This is a genomic window from Moorena sp. SIO4A1, assembly GCF_010672065.1.
In the GTDB taxonomy this organism is placed as follows: domain Bacteria; phylum Cyanobacteriota; class Cyanobacteriia; order Cyanobacteriales; family Coleofasciculaceae; genus Moorena.
Window position 1 is genome coordinate 111,038 of the sequence record NZ_JAAHHX010000001.1, and the last position, 21,996, is coordinate 133,033.

The following is a 21,996-nucleotide window of genomic DNA, read 5'->3' on the forward strand; positions in this document are numbered from 1 at the left end:
GACATTACGGAACAAAATGATCAAAATCTAAAAAAAAACATCACCTACATCGCATTAAAAACATGGTTCAATATATAACCATAATTTTGAATGATATCTTGCTGATTTGCAAGGTATAAGCCGGTAAAATAGAGTTACAGCTAAAGCCGATAGACTTGGAAAGTTTTTGCACCGATTTAATTTATAAAATCCAGCTTAATGAACGAAATGAGCACACAATAAAATTTACTTATAGCTTAGAAAAGTTTTAAAAAAAATTAGGTAGTAATCATGGAAAAAATAATGCGGCTAGTTCGTTATCATCCGCCCGACCGTATATGGATGAAAAATTGCTTAGGCAAATTTTGGAGAATTTGCTGAGTAATGCACTGAAGTATTCTCCCAAAGGTAGCATAGCACAGTACAGTTGAGCTTAAACTCACTTGCTCTGCCAATCAGGCTATCTTTAAAATCAGCGATCAAGGTATTGGTATTCCTGAAGAAGACCAAGGACTACTCTTTGAGACCTTCCATCGAGGTACGAATGTGGGGACAATTACCGGCACTGGCTTAGGACTGGCAATTGTCAAAAAGTGTCTCGATATCTACCAAGGTCAAATTGATCTAGAAAGTGAGGTCACTGTCGGTACAACATTTACTGTAACCCTGCCAATATATTACTTGCTATCAAATTAATGATGAGAAAAATATTAGTGATTGAAGATGAAGAATTTGTCCGGGAAAACATTATAGAACTCCTCGACGCCGAAGGATTTGATGTCATTGGAGCAGAAAATGGTCGTGTTGGTGTTAATTTAGCTAAAGGAACTATCCCAGATTTAATTATCTGTGATGTCATGATGCCGGAAATGGACGGTTACAGTGTCTTAACATCCCTGCGTCAAGACTCAATGATGGCAACAGTTCCTTTTATTTTTTTGACAGCAAAGGCTGCTAAAAATGATTTTCGTCAGGGTATGGAACTAGGGGCAGACGACTATATTACCAAACCCTTTACCAGAGCAGAACTCCTCGGGTCAATTTCCAGTAGACTCAAAAAAAAAGCTGCTGTTCATAAGCATTACAATACTGAACTTCAGGAAGCTAAAAATAAACTCAATTACTTAATCCGCCATGACAGCTTGACAAACCTACCTAATCGGCTGTCGTTGCGAGAACGGTTTAAGCAAGTAAAACAACACATCGACGATAATCACAAACTGCTTACCTTTCTGTGTTTGGGTTTAGATCGGTTTAATCAAGTTAACAATAATCTCGGTCATTTTTGGGGTGATTACTTACTCAAATTTGTGGCTCAACGCCTAACTTATTGTGTGGATAATCAGGGTACAGTTGCTCGTTTAAATGGCGATCAATTTGCCGTTATTATAGCCACAGCTCAACACAAACAAGATGTCATCAATGTTGTCCAAAGCATTCTTGAGAGCCTCTCTCAAACCATCGTTCTGGATGATCAAGAAGTTTTTATCACCGCCAGTATTGGTATTACCATTTATCCCCGTGATGGTGAAGACGTTGAACAATTACTCAATCATGCCAACCAGGCGATGCTTCAGGCAAAGCGTCACGGTGGTGATCAATATCAGTTTTACACCAGTTCCTTGAATGTCAATTCTTCAAATTATCTTACCTTGCAGAGTAGCTTACGCTATGCTTTGGAACGGGAAGAATTCCAGGTTTACTATCAACCCCAAATCAGTCTCGAGACAGGAAAAATTGTTGGTGCTGAAGCTCTATTACGTTGGCATCATCCAGAACTTGGTTTGATTCCCCCAGCAAAATTTATTCCAATCGCGGAAGAAACGGGTCTGATTATATCCATTGGAGAATGGGTATTACAGCAGGCTTGTCAGCAAGCTAAAGTCTGGCAAAATGATGGATTCACCTCTTTTCGTATAGCAGTAAATTTATCAGTTATTCAATTTAATAAACCAGATTTTTACCATAATTTGATCAAGATTTTGCAGTCAACTGAGTTAACCGCTCGAACTCTAGAACTAGAACTAACTGAAAGTATACTAGTAAAAAACACTGAAACTGCTATTCGTCAGTTATATGAATTAAAAAACCTAGGATTAGAAATTGCAATTGATGATTTTGGAACCGGATATTCTTCATTAAGCTATTTACAACAATTTCCCTTTGATGTCATCAAAATTGATCAGTGCTTTGTCCGTAAGATTGAGCATAAACCTAACCAGGCTGCTATTACTAAGGCCATTATACAAATGGCAAAAAGTTTAAATCTACAACTGATTGCTGAAGGAGTAGAAACTCAAGAAGAATTTGATTTTATTTATTCTCATAAATGTGATCGAGTTCAGGGTCATTTGATTAGTAGGGCTTTACCAGCGCCAGAATTTAAACGTTTACTCAATAGCGGTATTGGGTTCCCACTACCTCAAGTCAATTAGATTAGTTTCACAAAGCGCAAAAAAATGGTAAGAACAAAAATTATGTTAATTGAAGATGAACCTTCAGTACGAGAAAATATACTGGAGTTACTGGAGGCTGAAGACTTTGAGGCGATTGCTGGTAGTAATGGTCGGATTGGTATCGAGTTAGCCCAGCATGCCTAACATATTTTAGGATTTGCGATGTTATGATGCCAGAATTTGATAGTTATGAGGTATTGCAGATCTTGCGCAAACATCCTGATACGGCAACCATTCCTTTTATGTTTCTCACAGCTAGAGATGAAAAAACTGATCAGCGCCAAGGAATGGAATTAGGAGCAGATGATTATCTAACCAAGCCATTTACTAGAGTAGAACTACTAGGAGCAATTACTACTAGATTGGAAAAGCAAGCTGCCCTTGAGTTGCAAAAAGATAAAAAACTGGATTATTTGCGCAGCAATATTACACTGTATTTGCCCTATGAAATGGATAAACCCCTAAATCTGATTCTGGATATTTCCAAACTAATTATGGATAAATGGGATAGTTTGGAACGATATCAAATTAAGACTATGGCAGAAGATATCCATCAGTAGGCTGAACGGTTATTAAGGTTAATTCAGAACTTTTTACTTTATGCAGAACTTGAAATAATCGCTACAGATTCCAATAAACTGGAAAATCTGCGAAAGACTACCAGTAAATTGCCTAATCCGGTTCTGGCTAATTTGATTCAGAATCTTGCTCAAAAGACAGGACGGGTTGAGGATTTGCAATTAGATTGGCAAGAGGCTACTATTCCTATGTACCAAAATCGACTTAATAAACTGTTGGAAGAGTTAATTAATAATGCCTTTAAATTCTCAGAAGAGGGAACACCTGTTTGGGTCAATAGCTATTCATAAAATAATACGTTTATCTTGTCAGTGCAGGACAAGGGACAAGGGATATCTAAAGCTGAAATGGCTGAATTGGAAGCTGACTTACAGTTTAAAGGTAACCTTGACGAACAACAAGGCTCAGAGTTGGGGCTGCTGATTGCTAAACGTCTAGCTGAGTTACACGGTGGTAAATTAACAATAGATAGTATACTAGGAGAACAAACTACAGTTCAAGTAATCCTACCCCTAATCTCCAAAGGGCTACTGCCTTGACCAAGAACCATTTAACATCTACCATTTCCCATGGACTTTCTTTCCTTAAGTTAGTAGCTATCCTAGAATAAATAATATTATATTATATTATGGAATGACTTGGGTAGGTTATATGCTTAAACCAAGAAGTGGAGGTATTTTGTTAGTTGGGTTGTAATCAACTTAACCGTTATGGCAGGACATAGTAAATGGGCAAATATTAAGCGTCAGAAAGCGAGGGTTGACGCAGTTAAAGGTAAGACCTTTGCTAAAATCTCTCGGGAGATTATAGTAGCTGCTCGCAATGGCATCCCGGATCCGGAGGGTAATTTTCAGCTGCGGCAAGCGGTGGAAAAGGCGAAGGCAGCAGGGATTCCCAATGAGAACATTGAAAGAGCGATCGCAAAAGGAGCAGGTACCCTAGGCAATGAGAGTGACAATCTCGAAGAAATTCGCTATGAGGGGTATGGTCCAGGAGGCGTTGCTATCTTGATCGAAGCTTTTACTGATAATCGGAATCGGACAGCAGCTGACCTGCGCTCAGCATTTACTAAGAATGGTGGCAATCTGGGTGAAACAGGCTGCGTTAGCTGGATTTTTGAGCAAAAAGGTATCGTTACGCTTACGGGTGATATCACAGAGGACCATTTGTTTGAAGCATCCCTTGAAGGGGGAGCTCAAACTTATGAGTTGAACGAGGATTCCGAAGGTGTAACGGCTGAGGTATTTACAGAAGTTAGCAACCTGGAAAACCTGAGTCAAATATTGAAAAATCAGGGCTTTGAGGTCAGTGAGGCGCAGTTGCGCTGGATTCCTAGTAATACGGTGGAAGTGACTGACCCAGATCTGGCGCGGACGCTTTTAAAATTAATGGATGCTCTGGAAGAGTTGGAGGATGTACAAAATGTTACCGCCAATTTCGAGATGTCCGATCAGCTGATGTCCCTGAGCATGATCTAGCAGATAAAATATTATAAACCACTATAGGTAATTTTAAATGTTTCTATCTGCCAAGACAAAGCAAAAGCGAACAGATCACCAAAAGGTCTTAATGGCTAGATGCGCAGGCATCGCTCCCCCCCGATTGCTCAAGAGGAGAGTTTTAGCTAAGTCTGGTGCTTTGTCCCAGCATGGAAACAAGCCAAACCATCTCATCTTCAAGCAGTTCTTAAATAACCAGCCTCTCACACTCACCTTCAAGAATGGGCAAACGGCTTGTGCTATTCAAGTGGATCATTCTATGGACTTGTCTGCTGCCCTGAACCAAATCGGTCTTCACGGCTCCCGTCCGGTTCTAGTGGTAGTCGGGGGGGCAAGTAAGATGAGTGATCAGAGTATGGCTCGTCTGCGCTTGTTGTTTGTCAATGTACTAGCTCCCATTGCTGAAACCCTCGGAGCATGTGTGGTGGATGGCGGTACCGATACTGGGGTGATGCAGATGATGGGGCAAGCTCGTGCTGAGATTGCTGGCACCTTTCCCTTAGTAGGTATTGCCCCAGTGGGCAAGATTGCGCTTCCTGATGCACCCCCCTCATCTTCTGATCAAACATCACTGGAGCCAAATCATACTCATTTTGTGCTGATTCCTGGATCTACCTGGGGTGATGAATCCCCCTGGTTGGCTCGTATAGCTACTACCCTGGCAGACGGAAAGCCATCAGTGACAGTAATGGCTAACGGTGGGCCGATTACCTTGCTAGACTTATTTGAAAACAAGAAAGCTGGACGACCATTGGTAGTTCTTGGGGGCAGTGGTCGGTTGGCAGATGAAATTACTATGGCAGTACGGTATCCAGAACAAGAAGCACGAGAATCTGTTACCGAACTATTACAACCAAATCACTTGCAACAAAATCATTTGACCTGTTACGACCTCTCACAACCATTCAGTGAATTGACTAAAATCATCATGGAGGGACAGACCAGACAGTCAAGGTACACAGTCAAGAGTACATAAGCTAAAACGCATTTTAAATCTGTTTTAGCAATGGCTTTAGGCATGCATGCTAAAGGCAAAAGGGGACTGAGATCTATCTTTTTTATGTGATTTCACGCGCTTATACAGTTTAAATGCACAACAGCTTAGACTGCCATGACGTCAGAAGTTGAGCCTACATACTCCCCTGGGCCAAACCCAACCCTCAAACGTGCTTGGGAACGTCAGCGTACCTACAGCAAAAATGCCACAGCGGCTCAGAAACGTTTCTTCCTGCTGCGGATAGGAATTCTGGTATTGAGTGTGTTGGCTACCTTGCTAGCTGTGGTCCACTCAGAGTTGGTAGACGTCCTTGGTGATTCACACCAGACGGTCAAAGTAATTCACTACATTCTTCTACTAGTGCCAATTGCTCTAAGTGTACTACTAGCAGGTGCAGTTAAGTTCGACAAAGGTGGCAATTGGATTCTGTTACGGGGTAGTGCCGAGGCAATTAAAAAGGAAATTTACTGTTACCGTGCGCAAGTTGGGGAATACAGTGATAACACGTCGCGGGATGCTAAGCTGGCACGCAAGGTCAAGGTGATTAGTCAAAGGCTAAAAGGAACCACAGTTCACCACACTAGTTTTAGCCCCTACGAGGGGGAAGTTTCCCGTAGAAAACGCTCATCCTTAAGCAAAGACAAGAAAAGCAAGGACAAGAAACATCAGGAAGCTCAACAGCATCATCAAGACGATAAGTTTTCTGACCTCACCCCCGAACACTACCTAGTCTGGCGAGTGGAAGACCAGTTTAAGTGGTACCGAAAGCGAACTAGGAAACTTGATATACAATTGCATGGCTACCAGTGGGGAGTATATATCTTGGGCGGTGTGGGTTCATTTCTGGTGGCGCTGGGTGAAGACATCTGGGTGGCGGTCAGTACAGCCTTTGCTGCAGCATTTTCGAGTTTCCTGGAATTGAAACGGGTTGAGACAACGCTGATTGCTTACAACCAAGCAGCTGATGATTTGTACGATATAAGCACTTGGTGGCATGGTCTCTCAGACGAGGAAAAATCGGAAAAATTTGAGTTATTGGTGATCAGTACAGAGAGAACTATCCAAAGCGAAAATGTAGGGTGGGTGCAAGAGATGAATGATGCACTAGCAGAACTCTATGGTGAAACCGAGCAGTCGGAGGATAAGGGAACAAACCCGTCTCCGTCTAAGAAAGTGGATACTAAATGAGATCATTTATAATATTATTTACGTGCTTGACAGACTGGCTTTCTTGTGGTGAGCATTGAGGCTATGGGCATAGCACCAGAGGTGACACCTAAATCCTGACCATTGTTAACCTGCTCCCCATCTGTTATATCCGTTACCCATCCGTTACCCATCCGTTGCCCCTATTTCCTTGCTCTGACAAATCTTCAAGCTTGCTCGATTTACGAAATCCAGGGTGTTACAAGTGTAGTGTGAAGTAGATATCCTCACTTAGACCCCTGGACAAATGACTACATTTTTCGATGCCTTCATCTCCTACGGACGTGCTGACAGCAAAGCCTTTGCTAGTAAACTTGAAGCTAGATTAACACAATTTGGCTTAACGGTCTGGTTTGACCAGAAGGACATTCCCCCTGCTGTCGATTGGCAGCATCAGATTGATAATGGCATTGAAAGAACTCATAACTTCATTTTTATCATTTCCCCCCATTCCGTTAATTCAAAATACTGCCTCAAAGAAATTGAACTGGCTATTAAATACAATAAACGCATTATTCCTTTAGTGCATGTTAAATCCCCTCGGGACAAAATTCCTACGATTATCCGTAAACTTAACTGGATTGATTTCCAAGATAAAATCAACGATTTTGAAGCATCCTTTAAACAATTAATGAATTCCATCCGTAAGCATGCTGATTATGTAGAACAGCATACTCGGTTTTTAGTTAAAGCTCTGGAGTGGGACAGAAATCAACAAAAAACGAACCACCTGTTAATCCAGTCAGAACGTATTCAAGCTGAATCTTGGTTAAAGGTGCGGTTTGAAAAAGAGCAGGCTCCTTGTGTGCCAACGGATTTACATTGTGATTTTATTTGTGAAAGCACCAAAAATGCCAATAATTTAATGACCCAAGTGTTTATCTCTTATTCTGATAAAGATCAAGATATAAAGGATAAACTTGGCAAAACCCTGATGCGGGAAGGAATCACAATATGGAAACCTGAAACGGATATTAAAACCGGTATAGAATTCCAAGCGGCAATCAACCAAGGAATTGAGGAAGCTGATAATGTCATTTACTTAATTTCACTTAATTCGATTCAATCAAAATACTGTCAGCAAGAGCTTGAACACACCTTGGCTCACAATAAACGGATTATATCCCTACTTATTGAAGACACTGATATTGACCAAATACCACCAAAAATTAGTTCATTACAATTCCTAGATTTTACTAAGTATAATAATGAAGCAAACTACCGCTTCATGGCTGCTCAATTATTAAAAGAATTAAATCAAGATGCGCTCTATTACGAAGAGCATAAGCTTTTGTTAGTAAAAGCCCTAAAATGGCTGAGCCAAAACCGCAACTCTAGCATTTTATTGCGGGGTCACAATTTAAACTATTACGAAAACTGGCTGAAAGTAAATCGGCAACGTCTGGAACATCCACCCCTAGGATTACATGAAGAATTTCTGGCGGCTAGCAGGAATCAACAGCATGAATCTTATCTAGACGTTTTTATTTCTTATTCCCGTACTGATTCGGATTTGGCTAGGAAGTTAAATGAGGCATTGCAGTTACAGGGTAAAACGACTTGGTTTGACCAAGAAAGTATTCCTCCGGGCAGTGATTTTCAAGAGGAAATCTATCGTGGAATTGAACATTCTGATAATTTCTTATTTATTATTTCCCCTGCTTCGGTAAATTCACGCTACTGTGCTGGGGAGGTAGACTATGCTCAGACATTAAATAAACGGTTTGTGACTGTGCTTTCTTCACAGGTACCAGCAAAAATGCTACATCCTGGATTAGCTAGCATCCAGTGGATTGATTTCAACCGGCATGGAGGAGATTTTTATCCCAATTTCAGTGAATTGGTCAGAACCCTTGATACTGACCGAGAGCATGTGCGCAGTCACACCAAATGGTTGCAGCGAGCTAGGGAATGGCAGCAGTCTAAGCAAGATACAGATTTGCTGTTGCGTGGCAGCGAATTTTCTATTGCCCAACAATGGTTGCTTGATGCCGAGACCAATGATAAACAGCCGACTGCGACACCTTTACACAAGGACTATATTGCTAAAAGTCGGGATGCCATATCGATTTTGAGAAAACGGGAAAAGCGTCGATTAGTTATCTTACGGTTGTCCCTTACTTTGATGAGTGCAGCATTTGCAGCAGCTGTTGGCTTTGGCTTGGTTGCTTTCATGCAATGGAAACGGCCAGAAACGGTTAGGGAAGGTCACATTAATGCTCTGAGTCGATATTCACTGGCTCTGAGAGAATCAAATCAGGAATTTGATGCCCTGATCGAAGCAATCAGGGCTGCACGGCAACTGCAAAAACAGATACGTAGTGTAAAACCTGAAACTGAGGGGCTGGTTAGGACAGCATTGCACGGAGCAATGTCTTGGGTTAGAGAATACAACCGTTTGGTAGGCCATAACAGTTGGGTTACTAGTGTTAGTTTTAGCCCTGACGGTAATCTGATTGCTTCTGCTAGTAAAGACCATACTGTCAAACTTTGGAGCCGCAAGGGTAAGCCACTCCAAACCTTTAAGGGACATGACGGTACCGTTTGGAATGTTAGTTTCAGCCCAGATGGCAAGACTATTGCTACAGCTAGTCAGGATAAGACGGTCAAACTGTGGAGCTTAGACGGGAAAAACCTCCAAACCTTTAAAGGACATCAGCGTGGAGTGCGGAGCGTGAGTTTTAGTCCGGACGGCAGGATGCTGGCTACGGCTAGTAACGATAATACTGTCAAGCTGTGGAGCCTCAATGGCAACCAACTCCAAACCTTTGAGGGGATTGCGGCTGGATATCGCAGCATCAGCTTTAGTCCGGATGGCAAAATTCTGGGTTCTGCTGGAAGTAACAATACTATCAAACTCTGGCACCTGGATGGGACAAGTATTGCAACGTTCAAGGGGCATAAGGCTGAGGTTAATAGCATCAGTTTCTCACCCCAAGGCAAGATGATTGCTTCTGCTAGTAGGGATAAGACTATCAAACTCTGGAGCCTTGATGGTCGGGAACTAAAGACTTTTCCAAAGAAATTCCCTGGAGTCAGAAGCGTCAGGTTCAGCCCGGATGGCAAAACCCTCGCCTCTGCTAGTCGGGATAAAACTGTTAAACTCTGGAGCCTTGATGGCTCGGAACTCCAAACCTTCCGAGGGCATCAGGCTGGGGCTTATGACCTTAGCTTTAGCCCAGATGGCAAGACCCTGGCTAGTGCTAGTGAAGATAAAACCATTAAACTCTGGCGCTTATATGCGAAAACACCTCGCACTTTCAAGGGTCATAGGAGTAATGTCTGGAGTGTGAGTTTTAGCCCAGATGGCAAAACCTTGGCTAGTGCTAGTGAAGATAAAACTGCTAAGCTATGGCATTTAGATTATACCTGTGGCAAGGAAGGATTAGGGGAGAGAAGGTTTAGTAAAACTATCAATGTGGTGGATTTTTGTTTGACTCCAAAGGTTCTAGAAAACCACAGGGATGTAGTGTTTAGTGTTAGTTTCAGCCCCGATGGCAAAACTATTGCTACAGGTAGCCGGGATAGTAAGGTTAGACTTTGGAGTAAGGATGGTAAAAAAATCCAAACACTCCAGGGGCATCAGGCTGGAGTCTTTAGCGTTAGTTTCAGCCCTGACAGTCAGACGATTGTATCTGGCAGTTGGGATAAAGCTGTCAAGCTTTGGACTTTTAAAGGAAGAGAACGCCAAAGGTTTAAAAAGCTTAGGGCTGCGGTTAGAAGTGTTAATTTTAGTCCCGATGGTATGATGATTGCTGCTGGTAGTGATGATAATACTATCAAGCTTTGGAGTCGGGGAAACTTATGTAATGGTGAATTAAAATCAGCAAACTTAAAATCAGTAAACTTAAAAGCAGCAAACTTAAAACCAGCAGTTGGCTCAGACCATAACACAAATTTTTTGCCTTTTTGCTTAACTCCTACTATCCTCAAAGGTCATGATGATGTAATTTGGAGTGTCAGTTTTAGTCCCGACAGTCAGATGCTTGTCTCTGGTAGTGAGGACGAAACAGTTAAACTTTGGAGTAGAGACGGTAAAGAAATCCGAACTCTCAAAGGGCATAAGGGTAAGGTGTTTAGCGTCAGTTTCAGCCCAGATGGCAAGATGATTGCTTCGGCTAGTGGTGACAAAACGGTTAAACTCTGGAATTTGAAGGGGCAAGAACTTGAAACTCTGATTGGACATAATGATGGCGTTTTTAGCCTCAGTTTCAGTCCCGATGGCAAAATCCTGGCTTCATCTGACTCCAGTGGCAATGTGATTATGTGGGATATGGATCTAAGTTTAGATTTCAATGACCTTCTGGGTCGGGCTTGTGATTGGGTAGGGGATTATCTCAAGCACAATTCTGCAATCGATGAAAGCGATCGCACTCTTTGTGATGGTATTAAACCCAAATCAAAATAGACTGGATTAAGGAAAGGCAAGAGGCAAGAGGCAAGAGGCAAGAGGCAAGAGGCAAGAGGCAAGAGGCAAGAGGCAAGAGGCAAGAGTTAATAAAGTAAGAGATAAATTGGGTATAGAAAGGGAGAGACACTTGTGGAAAAAGCATACACAAAAGACTTTAATTCCTGGACACAACAAACAGCACAGTTGTTGCGAGAAGGTCGTTGGCAAGAGATTGACTTAGAAAATCTGATTGAGGAGGTTGAAGACTTGGGCAAGAGTGAAAGGCGGGGAATTACTAGCCAATTGATTCGCCTGCTTTTGCATTTGCTCAAGTGGCAATACCAGCATCAGCGTCGCTCCGATAGCTGGCTGGATTCGATTACTGACGCTCGGACTCAGATTGAGTTAGCTATTGAAGATAGTCCCAGTCTCAGGAGCTATCCCGCTGAGCAGCTGGAACAAAGCTATCAGCGGGCTCGCCGTAAGGCAGCCCAGCAAACAGGAATGTCTGTTTCGGTTTTCCCAGAGGCTTGCCCCTATTCTCTTGAATTGATTTTAGATCAGGATTGGTTACCAGAAGCTGAAAATTAAAGCCTATTTTAGCATAATATAGTGAATATTAAATTAATTGATATTGGGGTGATTAAACCCATAACTTGGACTCAAAAACTAAAGGCACTAGAGGCACGGGTTGATAAATGGGAAACGGATAACCCCTCATACAATTAAGCTGTATTTTTAAAGTTAAGTTATCATGACCCTGATCAAAACTAAACGCTTTAGCCTAGCTGACTATCATCGCTTGATTGATAATGGTTTTCTAACAGAAGATGACCGGGTGGAGTTGATTCGGGGAGAGTTAATACAAATGGTGGCGAAGGGTACGTCCCACTCGGTTTGCAACACTAAGTTATGGCGAGAGTTGGACAGACTAGTAGGCGACCGTGGGGTGGTACGGGGACAGGAACCAATCATCCTATCGAACGACAGTGAACCGGAACCGGATGTTGCGATCGCATGGGGTCAGGCGGATGACTACTTGCCAAATCACCCTTATCCAAAGGATATATTCCTAGTGATTGAGGTGTCAGATTCAACCCTGGAGTATGACCAAACCGTAAAGCTATCCTTATATTCAGAAAACCAAATTCAGGATTACTGGATTGTTAACCTGGTGGCTGGTCAACTAGAGTGCTATACTCAGCCCTATCAAGATACTCAAAGAAATTTCGGCTATCGCTTGACACTCCCCGCCCTATAAGAGCGGGGATTCTTAGTTCTACGACATGCCTTAAAATTAGTTATCCTGAAAGGCAATACTTAAGCCAAATATCCGTCCAGAAGAACCAAATATTGAGCCTAATTTAACTAACCCCAGTGGGCTTGTCTCCCTAAGCGTTGGGATTTCCCGTTCCCGTGTGCCCCACGGTACGTTATATACTTTTAATTTGTACTTTACTGGTTTTCGGTGTCTGTTAAGACCCATGCGTTTTAGAGGTTTTTCGCGCCTCGTGTACTAGCATCGCTTTACGTCGTTGTTGAGTGAGGCAGTACCGACGAATCCTGCCTGTGCTAGGCTACACACTTAGATATATTATACACTATTTTTTTTATAACTTCTGGAAAAGTCGCCCTAGAAGGGCGTTCGCCTAGCGTGGCCATAGGCCAGGCTTGAAACCCAAAATTTTTGGTCAAACGGGTAGTGTTGCCCAATGAAACGGTTACCATTCCTGGTCTTGGAGATCTGTCCCTAGAGTTAAGTCGTGTGTTTCCAGGTTGAGCAAAATTGGATCAGTTGATGGGTTGATCTAAAAGCGTCACCGAAAGTTTTGGGTTTGAAGCCCCGTGCTTCTAGGACGGCTTTTAAAGATTATTGATATACGTCGAAGAGCGCTTCTATGGGTGCGCCACCAACAGATACAGCCAAATAACTTGGACTCCATAGCGCCGTCTTTCGGTATGGTTTGGGGTATCGGTTCTGTCCGTACCTACAACTTGATACCCCCTTTAAGGTATTAACTATTTTTGACACCGATAATTTGGGCAGGTATTCAACTAAAACCTGTACGTGGTCAGATTCTCCATTGAATTCTCGCTATCTCGAACCTAATTTTTTTAGCCACCTCTTAGAACGAGTCTTCAATGGTTTTGAGGCTTGCGTCTCTCAAAACTTTCTGAGGAAACTTGATAACGCAGACCAAGTGTATTTGTAAGTTTGTAAAGCTATGCCGCTCTTTCCGGAACCTCATTGTCACATCCTGTAGACTGATATATAATGGGAATAAATACCTATTATATAAAATGCATTGAAAGCTAGATATAAGTATCGTTTCTATCCGACAGACCAACAAAAGCAAGATTTAGCCAAATTGTTTGGTTGTGTTCGCGTGGTCTGGAACGATGCTTTGGCAATCTGCAAGGGATCTCAAAAGGTTCCGAAGTCTGGGGACTTACAAAAACTGGTCATTACTCAGGCTAAGAAAACTGAGGAGCGACGTTGGTTATCTGAGGTTTCTGTTGTACCCTTACAACAATCCGTTGCTGATTTGGGTGTTGCGTTCAAAAACTTTTTTGATTCCTGTAACGGTAAGCGAAAAGGTCGCAAAGTCAACTCCCCACGGTTCAAAAAAAGAACTAACAGACAATCTGCGCGATTAACTCGTAGAGGTTTTTCTATTCAAGGTGATGGGGTTTATTTGGCAAAAATCGGAGTAGTCAAGCCAATATGGTCTAGAGAATTGCCGTCAAACCCAAGTTCTGTAACCATCATTAAGGATTGCGCCAATAACTACTTCTTAAGCTTTGTCGTGGACATTGAACCCGTTCGAGTCCGTGCCGATAACCAAAGTATTGGAATCGATCTGGGTATCAAGACATTTGCTGTCATGAGTGATGGCACTCAAGCCAAAAGCCCCGATTATTCAAAATTAGATCGAAAGTTGCGCAAGGTGCAACGAAAGTTGGCCAAGCAACCGAAAGGATCTAATCGGAAAGAACAGACCCGCGTTAAAATTGCCAAGCTCAACAACAAAATTGCCAACAAGAGAAAAGATTTCCTGCACAAACTGTCAACCAAGATTGTTAGCGAAAACCAAGTAATTGTCTTGGAAGATTTGAACGTGTCAGGAATGGTTAAAAACCGCAAGTTGGCACGAGCGATTAGCCAGCAGGGCTGGGCTGAGTTTAGGACGCTTTGTGAGGCGAAATCTAATAAATATGGGCGAAATTTTCAGGTGATCAACCGTTGGGAGCCTACCAGTCAAATCTGCTCAGATTGCGGCTTCAAGTGGGGCAAGCTCGATTTATCTGTGCGTTCAATTCTCTGCGTAAATTGTGGAATCGAGCAGGATAGAGATGAGAATGCCGCTAGAAATATAGAAATGGTCGGCATGGGGCATCGGCACGACCTTAAACGGACAGGGAGGGTCGGTAAGACTACTTCGGTAGCACAGCCCGATGAGCTGTCAAGAATCACCGGAGCTTCAGCGGGCGTGAGTATGTCAAAATGAAAAAGAGTATATATTACTATTTACCGAGACACTTACTACTATAGTTATGGCGCTGGAACTGCTGATTCAAACTACCTCAGCAACCCATCAAAGTTTTGATTACGACCTAGCCATTGTCGGGGGTGGCATTACTGGTTCTACCCTGGCCTGTGCGTTGAAACATTCTGGGTTGAGCGTATTACTCATAGAAGCCAAACCCAAGTCAGTGGCAGTTGCCAGGGTACAAGCCTATGCTTTGTCTATCCTCTCAGGGCGTATTTTCGCAGGTATTGGGGTTTGGGATAAAATCCTGCCACAGATTAGCACATTTCGGCAGATCAGGCTTTCCGATGCTAACCATTCCGGTGTGGTGCATTTTTCCCCTTCAGATTTAGGTACCAACGCCCTAGGGTATGTGGGAGAACACCGTCCGGTGCTAACGTCGTTGCAAGAATTTTTGACAGATTGCCCCAATGTTGACTGGCTGTGTCCAGCAGAAGTAGTGGATGTAGACTATCAGGAGTCTGGGGTCGAGATTACTGTCAAGGAGGGTGATACTAAGCATCGAATCAGGACAAGGCTCGTGGTGGCGGCGGATGGAGCGCGATCGCAAATTCGGACTAGGGCTAGGATTACGACTCGTGGCTGGAAATACTGGCAATCTTGTGTGACTGCCCGGATTAAAACCGAAAAGCCCCACAATAATACGGCTTTTGAACGCTTCTGGCCTAGTGGTCCGATGGGGGTGCTGCCCTTGTCAGAGAATCGCTGCCAGGTGGTGTGGACAGCACCCCATGCTGAAGCCAAAGCTTTAAAAGAACTAGATGAAGAAGAGTTTCTCGCTAAGCTGGAATACTACACTGGTGGTCTGTTGGGTCGCTTGGAGTTGGAATGCGATCGCTATTTGTTTCCAGTGCAATTGATGCAGAGCGATCGCTATATTCAGTCACGATTGGCACTAATTGGTGATGCTGCCCATTGTTGCCATCCTGTCGGTGGTCAAGGACTAAACCTTGGGATTCGCGATGCTGCTGCCCTTGCCCAAGTCTTGACTGAGGCACACCAAGCAGGGGAAGATATTGGAGCCATAGAGGTTCTTAAGCGCTATGAAAACTGGCGCAAGCAAGAGAATCTTGTAATACTAGGGTTTACCGATACCCTAGATCGGATCTTTTCCAACAACTGGTTACCAATAGTCGGGATACGCCGTCTCGGGTTATGGATGCTGCGCCGGATTCGTCCAGTGAAGATTTATGCCTTGAAGTTGATGACTGGTTTAAGGGGAAATATTCCTGAAGTTGCTCAACACTAGAGCAGTGGCTCTCGCACTCAATTGCTGCTAGAGAGCGCTGCGATCAGAATTCTGGTTAAGGGTTCTAAATCGGTTGGTACCCGGTAGAGAGTCAATATTTGGGTGATTAATTTGTCTTGACGGTGCAGAATACCAAACTGCCAGATTGTTCCAGTTGAAACCGCTCCAAATAGCTGTGGCTGTTGCTCAACCGATGGGCATTTTTCCCATTGATCGAGGGCAATCAGTTCCACTGCCATCTGAGTGAAACCATTGGTAAGATCCTCTTGCTTTGCCTCAACCACTAACAGATTAGTCGTTGTCCTGAGCAAATAGTCCAACGCGCCTTGAAGCTGATTGCTTACCTTGAGTGAATACTCAATTCGCAACTGCGCCCTTGTGTAGTGAATCAAATCTGCCATCACAGGTGCAATTAACATCTCCCGCCGGGATTGTTCGTTGCTCAGATCCAGGTAAGGTAAAATTTCTTCGAGGCGTGATTGGCGCTCCTGCAATCGATCTAACTCACCCCGATATTGCCGTAAATCCAATAAGCTACGTTCTAGTGAATAGCCATATTCTGCCAAGATTTCATCCGTCGGAGTTTTCAGTTTGGCTATTTCACTGAAGCTATAAGAACGGTTGGGGTCGAGCAGAGGCATAGGATGGAAACCAGAAATCAGCGATTAAGGGGAAATATTCCTCAAGTGGATATACAATAAAGCATCACTTAAGTCAATAGAACACTTCTTTCTAGTTTGGCTTACCTCGTCAAGCCAGTAAGACCTCGACAAAAATGTTTAGTTTCGTATAGCGTTGTCGAGGATTTATTTTTTGTGTGTTAACTGACTCGATATTTTGAGCCATAAACGTCTCGATCCGGAACAAGTTTATTGATAGTTTATGATTATAAATTATAAGTATAACACAGATAGAATGTTTTTTTCGTTAATCGTCAGATAAAATTTCAACAATCTTGACACTAACTACCCGCCACACCCCTCACCCCATTACCAGTCGATATCTGTTATGGTATTGGTCTCAAAACTATTCATTTTAACTACCTAGACAGAGAAAAATATGGAAATTCGAGGGATCGATACACCACGGTTAGACTGGACTGGCGATGCCCTAGCCATTGGGTTATTTGAGGATGCTGTAGACCTGACTGGTGATTTAGCCGAGTTGGATCAGAAACTGGCTGGTACGATCACAGAATTGATCGAGGAAACAGAATTTAAAGCTAGCGCTAATAGTTCTGCTGTCACCCGTGTGGGATCCGGTAGCCCAATCCGTAAAATTATCCTGGTCGGATTGGGTAAACCAGATGACCTGAAGTTAGATACACTGCGCCGTGGGAGTGCCACAATTGCCCGGACTGCGAAACAGCAAAAGATTACAACTCTTGGAATTAGCCTACCCGTGGTTAATGATGACCCCACAGTAACGGCACAAGTGATCACTGAGGGGATAATCCTGGCACTACACCAAGACAATCGCTTTAAGTCGGAATCCGAGGATAAGGGCGCAAAGCTCGAACAGATTGATTTACTGGGATTGGCTGGGCAAGAAGCAGGGATTGATAAGGCTCAGAAAATCTGTGAAGGTGTAATTTTGGCACGAGAGTTGGTGGCAGCACCAGCTAATGAGGTGACACCAATTAGTTTGGCTAAGACAGCAGAGGAGCTGGCCTCAGAGTATGGTTTTTCCCTGGAAATCTTGGACAGGGAAGCCTGTGAAGAACTGGGAATGGGTGCTTTCCTAGGGGTTGCCAAAGCTTCAGATCTGCCCCCCAAGTTTATTCATATTACCTACAAACCTGATGGCACGCCAAAACGCAAATTAGCGATTGTGGGTAAGGGGTTAACCTTTGACTCCGGTGGCTTGAATCTTAAAGGTGCTGGTAGTGGCATCGAGACTATGAAAATCGATATGGGGGGTGCGGCGGCTACCTTGGGGACTGCTAAGGCAATTGGCCAGTTAAAGCCAGATGTCGAAGTTCACTTTATCAGTGCGGCCACGGAGAATATGATTAGTGGTCATGCTATGCACCCAGGGGATATTCTTACTGCTTCTAATGGTAAGACGATTGAAGTCAATAATACGGATGCGGAAGGAAGACTGACCCTAGCAGATGCTTTAGTGTTTGCGGAAAAATTAGAGGTGGATGCGATCGCAGATTTAGCGACCTTGACTGGTGCCTGTGTTGTAGCATTGGGAAATGATATTGCTGGTTTATGGACAACCGATGAAACCATAGCGCAACAGTTTAAAGAGGCAGCAGAAGCGGCTGGTGAAAAACTCTGGCAGATGCCCATGGAAGAGAAGTACTTTGAGGGATTAAAGTCTCAAATTGCTGATTTCAAAAATACTGGGCCCCGTGCAGCTGGTTCGATTACGGCAGCGTTGTTCTTGAAGCAATTTGTTAAGGAAACGCCTTGGGTACATATCGATATTGCTGGAACAGTTTGGACTGAGAAAGAAAATGGTTGTAATAATTCTGGTGCGACTGGCTTTCCAGTTCGTACTTTGGTGAATTGGGTATTGAGTGAGACTTAGAGTAATCGGTAATCGGTAATGAGTAATCGGTAACTGATCCAACTATACTTAAGATCATTACTTAAGATCATTAAGATCATTCCTTAGTTTAGCAATCCCATAGTAAGGCACGGCGGAAATAAAGATACTTTTCAAAGCGATGCAGCGCGGTCTTGGGGGTTTCCCCCATGAGCGACTGCCATAATTTTGAATTTTAAATTCCGCCCAGCATTACTAGCTATGGGTTTTCAAAAGAAGCAATTGGCTAAAGTACATAATTTATTAGTTTTAGGGAATAGGGAATAGTAAAAAACTTCTTTGTACCTCATAAGTATGGACAACACTATTATAAATCGAACTGAGGTATTACCAAATTTTGATTTGAGCTTTTTTTACATAAACAAACTGGGATCAACTTGAAAAAAAACTCCCAAGGTTTTGGCTTGATATTTGCTAATTTCTCGCTTCCCATTAACGATGTCATCAACGGTTTTTTGAGAGCCAATAATTCCCACTAAATCCGCTGGTTTTATGTCTTTTTGATCCATTAAAAAAAGTAACATAGACTGAGGCTCAGATCTAATCCCTGGGGAGTAATAGTCTTGTTCAAATTTTTCAATTAATGTAATCAGCAATTCATAAATTTCATCTTCTTCTGGTGTTCGTTTAGGTCGGTGCATCAACTCTTCTACAAAAGCTAAAGCTTTTTCATTCTCTTCTTCTGTTTTAATCATTTTAGGTTGATATTTTACTAACAGTTTTTTGTATGGCTTTTGATTAAAAGTAAGGGTCATTCTTCCAGTTATTATAGTCGTATTCTGCGTGATTCAGAATATACTTGATGTAAATTAAATGCTTTTCATAATCTATACTTACAATTAAGCGGTACTTATTCCCCTTAATATTAAAAACTGTAAAATTTCCTACTGCTTCAGCTTTTCTAAAAACTGATTGTACCTCAACTAAGTTAGACCAAGTAGCCTGATTGGCAATCTTATACCAGTTATCGAGAGCATCATGGCAATCAGCGTGTTTTTCACTAAATTCCCGCAAACGTCGATAGCTGATCACATGCATTTGATATCCTCTTTGGTGCCCTGAACCTAGACACAACTCTGATTTCCTGTCTTGATGCAATAGCGAGTGGGGGAAACCCCCAAGACCGCGCTGCATCGCTTTATTTTGAAACCAAAGGGAATAGAGCTATTCCAAGTTATGTTCACTAACCATTACAACGGTTGCTTAATCTGATTGCCTTGAATGGGACTGGTCTTGAACTGGAGGGACAAAAATGATTGATAACGCCCAAATTTATTTAACCTGGGAAATCCATATTATCTGGTCTTAAATGCTTCTATGGTGTTGTGCAGTGGTTTAATCACATCCTGATTTACCTGAGAGTGAAATGCTTTTTGGGGCTTGAAGCTCGAAGACAGATAAAATTATTATTCTTAAGGGCACAGTAGTTCTTACTTTGAATACCAACCAATGATCAGGATATCACAATAATGGTCATGGTCACACAGAACGTAGTGCGATCGCGTAGCGTGACCGTAGGTCAATCGCATTTTGGGAAGTCTGTAGTCTGTAGGATGGGCATTGCCTGGGCAAATCCGGGACTTATCACCATCAGCTAACCGTAAGTGATAGGTTAAAACAGAAGCCATCATTCTCCCGATTGACACTTGAAACCCCACTCTAGTTACTGGCAACTGCGACCTTACCTTCGTTCCCAACGCTTAACTCTGGCCCAGACATTGGTTTCTACATTAGTATTCACTGTCTGCTGGCCCCTACTCCTTTGGCTATCTGAGCCCTTTTTTGATGTGGTCGGACAGGGAAAACTGGTCAGGAGTCTTCAGCTAGCTGGGTTAGCTGCTGTTGTGTTTCTGACCCAGAAAATAGCGCAGTACTGTTTATATACCCTATCAGCAAAAGCTTCACTACAGATTGCCCTCCATTTACGCCAAAACGTTTTTAACCATTTGCAGCGCCTCAGTATTGGTTACTTTGAAGCTGCTAGAACTGGTGACCTTACCTACCGACTCACGGAAGACCTCGATCGGATTGGGGAGGTGATTTACAAAATTGTTCGTGATTTTATTCCTTGTGTCTTGCAACTGATTGTAGTACTAACTGCTGTCATCTATATTAATCCAGAACTGACCCTAGCCATAGTAATTATTGCACCATTGATGGGCTTGTTGATTGGTTGGTTTGGGGAACAGATCCGTAAATTCTCCCATCGCAGCCAAAATCGGATATCGGATTTGTCCGCAATGCTGACGGAAGTGTTTAGCGGGATTCGCTTAATCCAAGCTTTTGCCGCAGAAGACTATACCCTGGAAAAATTTAGTCAAGAAGCAGAAAACAACCGCAAAGCCAAGTATGCTGCTGAACGCCTCAGAGCAATTCAGTTTCCAATAGTTGGTTTTCTCGAAGCCTTGTGCTTCTTGTTACTATTATTGTTGGGAGCATGGCAAATTGCTGAGGGTAACCTCACTGCTTCCAAGTTTGTCAGTTACGGTATCGGTGTTGCCATGTTGATTGATCCGATCAATATCTTAACCCAAAACTATAATGAGTTCAAACAGGGAGAAGCATCGATAGACCGCATCTTTGAACTATTTGCCCTTGAGCCAACGGTAATCGAAAAACCAAGCGCTATAGTTTTACCCCCAGCAACGGGTAGGGTGGAATACTGTAATGTCAGCTTTGGTTATCAACCTGGTGAGCCTGTACTGAGAAATTTGAATTTAGAAATTGCTGCGGGAGAGGCGATCGCATTAGTAGGCGCTTCGGGTGCTGGTAAAACTACTTTGGTTAATCTCCTGCCTCGCTTCTATGATCCGCAATCTGGAGAAATCCTGATTGATGGGATCAATATCCAAGATATTACCCTCAATAGTCTACGGCGTCAGATTGGCATTGTCCCCCAAGATACTACTCTCTTTTCAGGTACTATTGCTCAAAATATTGCCTTTGGTCAGTTAAAACCTGACTTTAAAGCTGTTCAGGAAGCGGCTAAGATTGCCAATGCTCACCAGTTCATTATTAAACTATCCCAAGGATATCACACTTGGGTAGGGGAGAGGGGAATTAATTTATCGGGAGGGCAACGACAACGGATTGCGATCGCACGAGCGGTACTGCTCGATCCTAGAATCTTGATTCTCGATGAAGCCACCTCCGCTTTAGACTCAGAATCAGAAGCCTTGGTACAAGAAGCCTTAGAACGGATTATGAAAGACCGCACTGTTTTTATTATTGCTCACCGATTAGCAACAGTGCGCCGTGCTGACCGGATTCTGGTAGTAGAACAAGGACGAATTGTTGAATCCGGAAACCATGAGGGACTGTTAGATAAAGGTGGTCGTTATGCTCGGTTTTATGCTCAGCAATTTAATTGATCTAGTAAATATAATCGGGAATCGGGAATCGGGAATCGGGAATCGGGAATCGGGAATCGGGAATCGGGAATCGGGAATCGGGAATCGGGAATCGGGAATCGGGAATCGGGAATCGGGAATCGGGAATCGGGAATCGGGAATACACTGGAGCATGCCGAAAGGC

23 protein-coding genes and 1 pseudogene are annotated in these 21,996 nt (G+C 43.0%); 16 read left to right on the top strand and 8 right to left on the bottom strand.

Annotated elements, in window-relative coordinates:
- Positions 1 to 450 precede the first annotated feature (450 nt).
- The 9 genes from F6K53_RS00450 to F6K53_RS00490 all read left to right on the top strand — a co-directional run bounded on the left by F6K53_RS00450 (position 451) and on the right by F6K53_RS00490 (position 6,698).
- Positions 451 to 675, top strand: coding sequence for a sensor histidine kinase (locus F6K53_RS00450; RefSeq protein WP_364302468.1), 225 nt, complete (start codon positions 451 to 453; stop codon positions 673 to 675).
- Entirely contained in the window at positions 675 to 2,414 is a 1,740-nt protein-coding gene (locus F6K53_RS00455) for an EAL domain-containing protein (protein ID WP_364302453.1), read from the top strand. Before F6K53_RS00450 ends, F6K53_RS00455 begins: the two co-directional genes overlap by 1 nt.
- 42 nt (positions 2,415 to 2,456) lie before the next feature.
- Positions 2,457 to 2,579 (top strand): hypothetical protein, encoded by a 123-nt coding sequence (locus F6K53_RS00460; RefSeq protein ID WP_293027957.1) that lies wholly within the window; start codon positions 2,457 to 2,459, stop codon positions 2,577 to 2,579.
- A 23-nt stretch (positions 2,580 to 2,602) separates the two neighbouring features.
- Positions 2,603 to 2,995: a response regulator gene (locus tag F6K53_RS00465; protein ID WP_293037627.1), complete on the top strand. Its 393-nt coding sequence runs from the start codon at positions 2,603 to 2,605 to the stop codon at positions 2,993 to 2,995.
- A gap of 108 nt (positions 2,996 to 3,103) precedes the next feature.
- Positions 3,104 to 3,304, top strand: a complete 201-nt coding sequence (locus F6K53_RS00470) for an ATP-binding protein (RefSeq protein WP_293027952.1) — start codon at positions 3,104 to 3,106, stop codon at positions 3,302 to 3,304.
- 21 nt (positions 3,305 to 3,325) lie between these two features.
- Complete coding sequence (locus F6K53_RS00475; RefSeq protein WP_293079564.1) at positions 3,326 to 3,553, top strand: ATP-binding protein; 228 nt, start codon at positions 3,326 to 3,328, stop codon at positions 3,551 to 3,553.
- A 171-nt stretch (positions 3,554 to 3,724) separates the two neighbouring features.
- Entirely contained in the window at positions 3,725 to 4,492 is a 768-nt protein-coding gene (locus F6K53_RS00480) for a YebC/PmpR family DNA-binding transcriptional regulator (protein ID WP_293027962.1), read from the top strand.
- A 91-nt stretch (positions 4,493 to 4,583) separates the two neighbouring features.
- Positions 4,584 to 5,489, top strand: a complete 906-nt coding sequence (locus F6K53_RS00485) for a hypothetical protein (protein WP_293067693.1) — start codon at positions 4,584 to 4,586, stop codon at positions 5,487 to 5,489.
- Between the two features lie 135 nt (positions 5,490 to 5,624).
- Positions 5,625 to 6,698 carry a DUF4231 domain-containing protein gene (locus F6K53_RS00490; RefSeq protein WP_293079567.1) on the top strand — a complete coding sequence of 358 codons (1,074 nt, stop codon included), beginning with the start codon at positions 5,625 to 5,627 and terminating at the stop codon, positions 6,696 to 6,698.
- Positions 6,699 to 6,712: 14 nt separating this feature from the next.
- Here the strand turns inward: F6K53_RS00490 and F6K53_RS00495 are convergent, their stop codons facing one another.
- On the bottom strand, positions 6,713 to 6,850 hold the full coding sequence (locus tag F6K53_RS00495) for a hypothetical protein (RefSeq protein ID WP_158517527.1): 138 nt from the start codon (positions 6,848 to 6,850) through the stop codon (positions 6,713 to 6,715).
- Positions 6,851 to 6,963: 113 nt separating this feature from the next.
- Between F6K53_RS00495 and F6K53_RS00500 the strand changes: the two genes are divergently transcribed.
- A complete protein-coding gene (locus tag F6K53_RS00500; RefSeq protein WP_293079572.1) occupies positions 6,964 to 11,124 on the top strand; it encodes a TIR domain-containing protein in 4,161 nt (1,386 codons plus the stop codon).
- On the opposite strand, the gene F6K53_RS00505 is transcribed toward F6K53_RS00500, so the two are convergent.
- Positions 11,105 to 11,269, bottom strand: a complete 165-nt coding sequence (locus F6K53_RS00505) for a hypothetical protein (RefSeq protein WP_293079575.1) — start codon at positions 11,267 to 11,269, stop codon at positions 11,105 to 11,107. The genes F6K53_RS00500 and F6K53_RS00505 overlap by 20 nt on opposite strands.
- On the opposite strand from F6K53_RS00505, the gene F6K53_RS00510 reads away from it, so the two are divergent.
- Positions 11,257 to 11,697: a DUF29 domain-containing protein gene (locus tag F6K53_RS00510; RefSeq protein ID WP_293037642.1), complete on the top strand. Its 441-nt coding sequence runs from the start codon at positions 11,257 to 11,259 to the stop codon at positions 11,695 to 11,697. The two genes, F6K53_RS00505 and F6K53_RS00510, sit on opposite strands and share 13 nt — an antisense overlap.
- Positions 11,698 to 11,860: 163 nt before the next feature.
- Positions 11,861 to 12,367, top strand: coding sequence for a Uma2 family endonuclease (locus F6K53_RS00515; protein ID WP_293037645.1), 507 nt, complete (start codon positions 11,861 to 11,863; stop codon positions 12,365 to 12,367).
- Between the two features lie 609 nt (positions 12,368 to 12,976).
- On the opposite strand, the pseudogene tnpA reads toward F6K53_RS00515, so the two are convergent.
- Positions 12,977 to 13,361 (bottom strand): annotated as a pseudogene (tnpA, locus tag F6K53_RS00520) (IS200/IS605 family transposase).
- 51 nt (positions 13,362 to 13,412) lie between these two features.
- On the opposite strand from tnpA, the gene F6K53_RS00525 reads away from it, so the two are divergent.
- Both F6K53_RS00525 and F6K53_RS00530 read left to right on the top strand, forming a co-directional pair.
- Positions 13,413 to 14,615 carry a transposase gene (locus F6K53_RS00525; protein WP_293079578.1) on the top strand — a complete coding sequence of 401 codons (1,203 nt, stop codon included), beginning with the start codon at positions 13,413 to 13,415 and terminating at the stop codon, positions 14,613 to 14,615.
- Between the two features lie 46 nt (positions 14,616 to 14,661).
- Entirely contained in the window at positions 14,662 to 15,906 is a 1,245-nt protein-coding gene (locus F6K53_RS00530) for an FAD-dependent hydroxylase (RefSeq protein ID WP_293079581.1), read from the top strand.
- Between the two features lie 17 nt (positions 15,907 to 15,923).
- Here F6K53_RS00530 and F6K53_RS00535 read toward each other — a convergent pair whose 3' ends face one another.
- On the bottom strand, positions 15,924 to 16,547 hold the full coding sequence (locus tag F6K53_RS00535; RefSeq protein ID WP_075903707.1) for a hypothetical protein: 624 nt from the start codon (positions 16,545 to 16,547) through the stop codon (positions 15,924 to 15,926).
- A 418-nt stretch (positions 16,548 to 16,965) separates the two neighbouring features.
- Here F6K53_RS00535 and F6K53_RS00540 point away from each other — a divergent pair, with 418 nt between their 5' ends.
- Entirely contained in the window at positions 16,966 to 18,444 is a 1,479-nt protein-coding gene (locus F6K53_RS00540) for a leucyl aminopeptidase (protein ID WP_293037654.1), read from the top strand.
- 371 nt (positions 18,445 to 18,815) lie between these two features.
- On the opposite strand, the gene F6K53_RS00545 is transcribed toward F6K53_RS00540, so the two are convergent.
- From F6K53_RS00545 to F6K53_RS00555, 3 genes are all read right to left on the bottom strand, one after another.
- A complete protein-coding gene (locus tag F6K53_RS00545) occupies positions 18,816 to 19,157 on the bottom strand; it encodes a transcriptional regulator (protein WP_293030498.1) in 342 nt (113 codons plus the stop codon).
- Positions 19,158 to 19,200: 43 nt separating this feature from the next.
- The gene (locus tag F6K53_RS00550) at positions 19,201 to 19,500 is read right to left on the bottom strand and encodes a type II toxin-antitoxin system HigB family toxin (RefSeq protein WP_008189566.1); all 300 of its coding nucleotides are present in this window, start codon (positions 19,498 to 19,500) and stop codon (positions 19,201 to 19,203) included.
- Positions 19,501 to 19,892: 392 nt separating this feature from the next.
- On the bottom strand, positions 19,893 to 20,093 hold the full coding sequence (locus F6K53_RS00555; protein WP_293037657.1) for a hypothetical protein: 201 nt from the start codon (positions 20,091 to 20,093) through the stop codon (positions 19,893 to 19,895).
- A gap of 15 nt (positions 20,094 to 20,108) precedes the next feature.
- Here F6K53_RS00555 and F6K53_RS00560 point away from each other — a divergent pair, with 15 nt between their 5' ends.
- Entirely contained in the window at positions 20,109 to 21,833 is a 1,725-nt protein-coding gene (locus F6K53_RS00560) for an ABC transporter ATP-binding protein (protein WP_293079586.1), read from the top strand.
- On the opposite strand, the gene F6K53_RS00565 is transcribed toward F6K53_RS00560, so the two are convergent.
- Positions 21,783 to 21,986 carry a hypothetical protein gene (locus F6K53_RS00565; protein WP_293079589.1) on the bottom strand — a complete coding sequence of 68 codons (204 nt, stop codon included), beginning with the start codon at positions 21,984 to 21,986 and terminating at the stop codon, positions 21,783 to 21,785. The two genes, F6K53_RS00560 and F6K53_RS00565, sit on opposite strands and share 51 nt — an antisense overlap.
- Positions 21,987 to 21,996 lie beyond the last annotated feature (10 nt).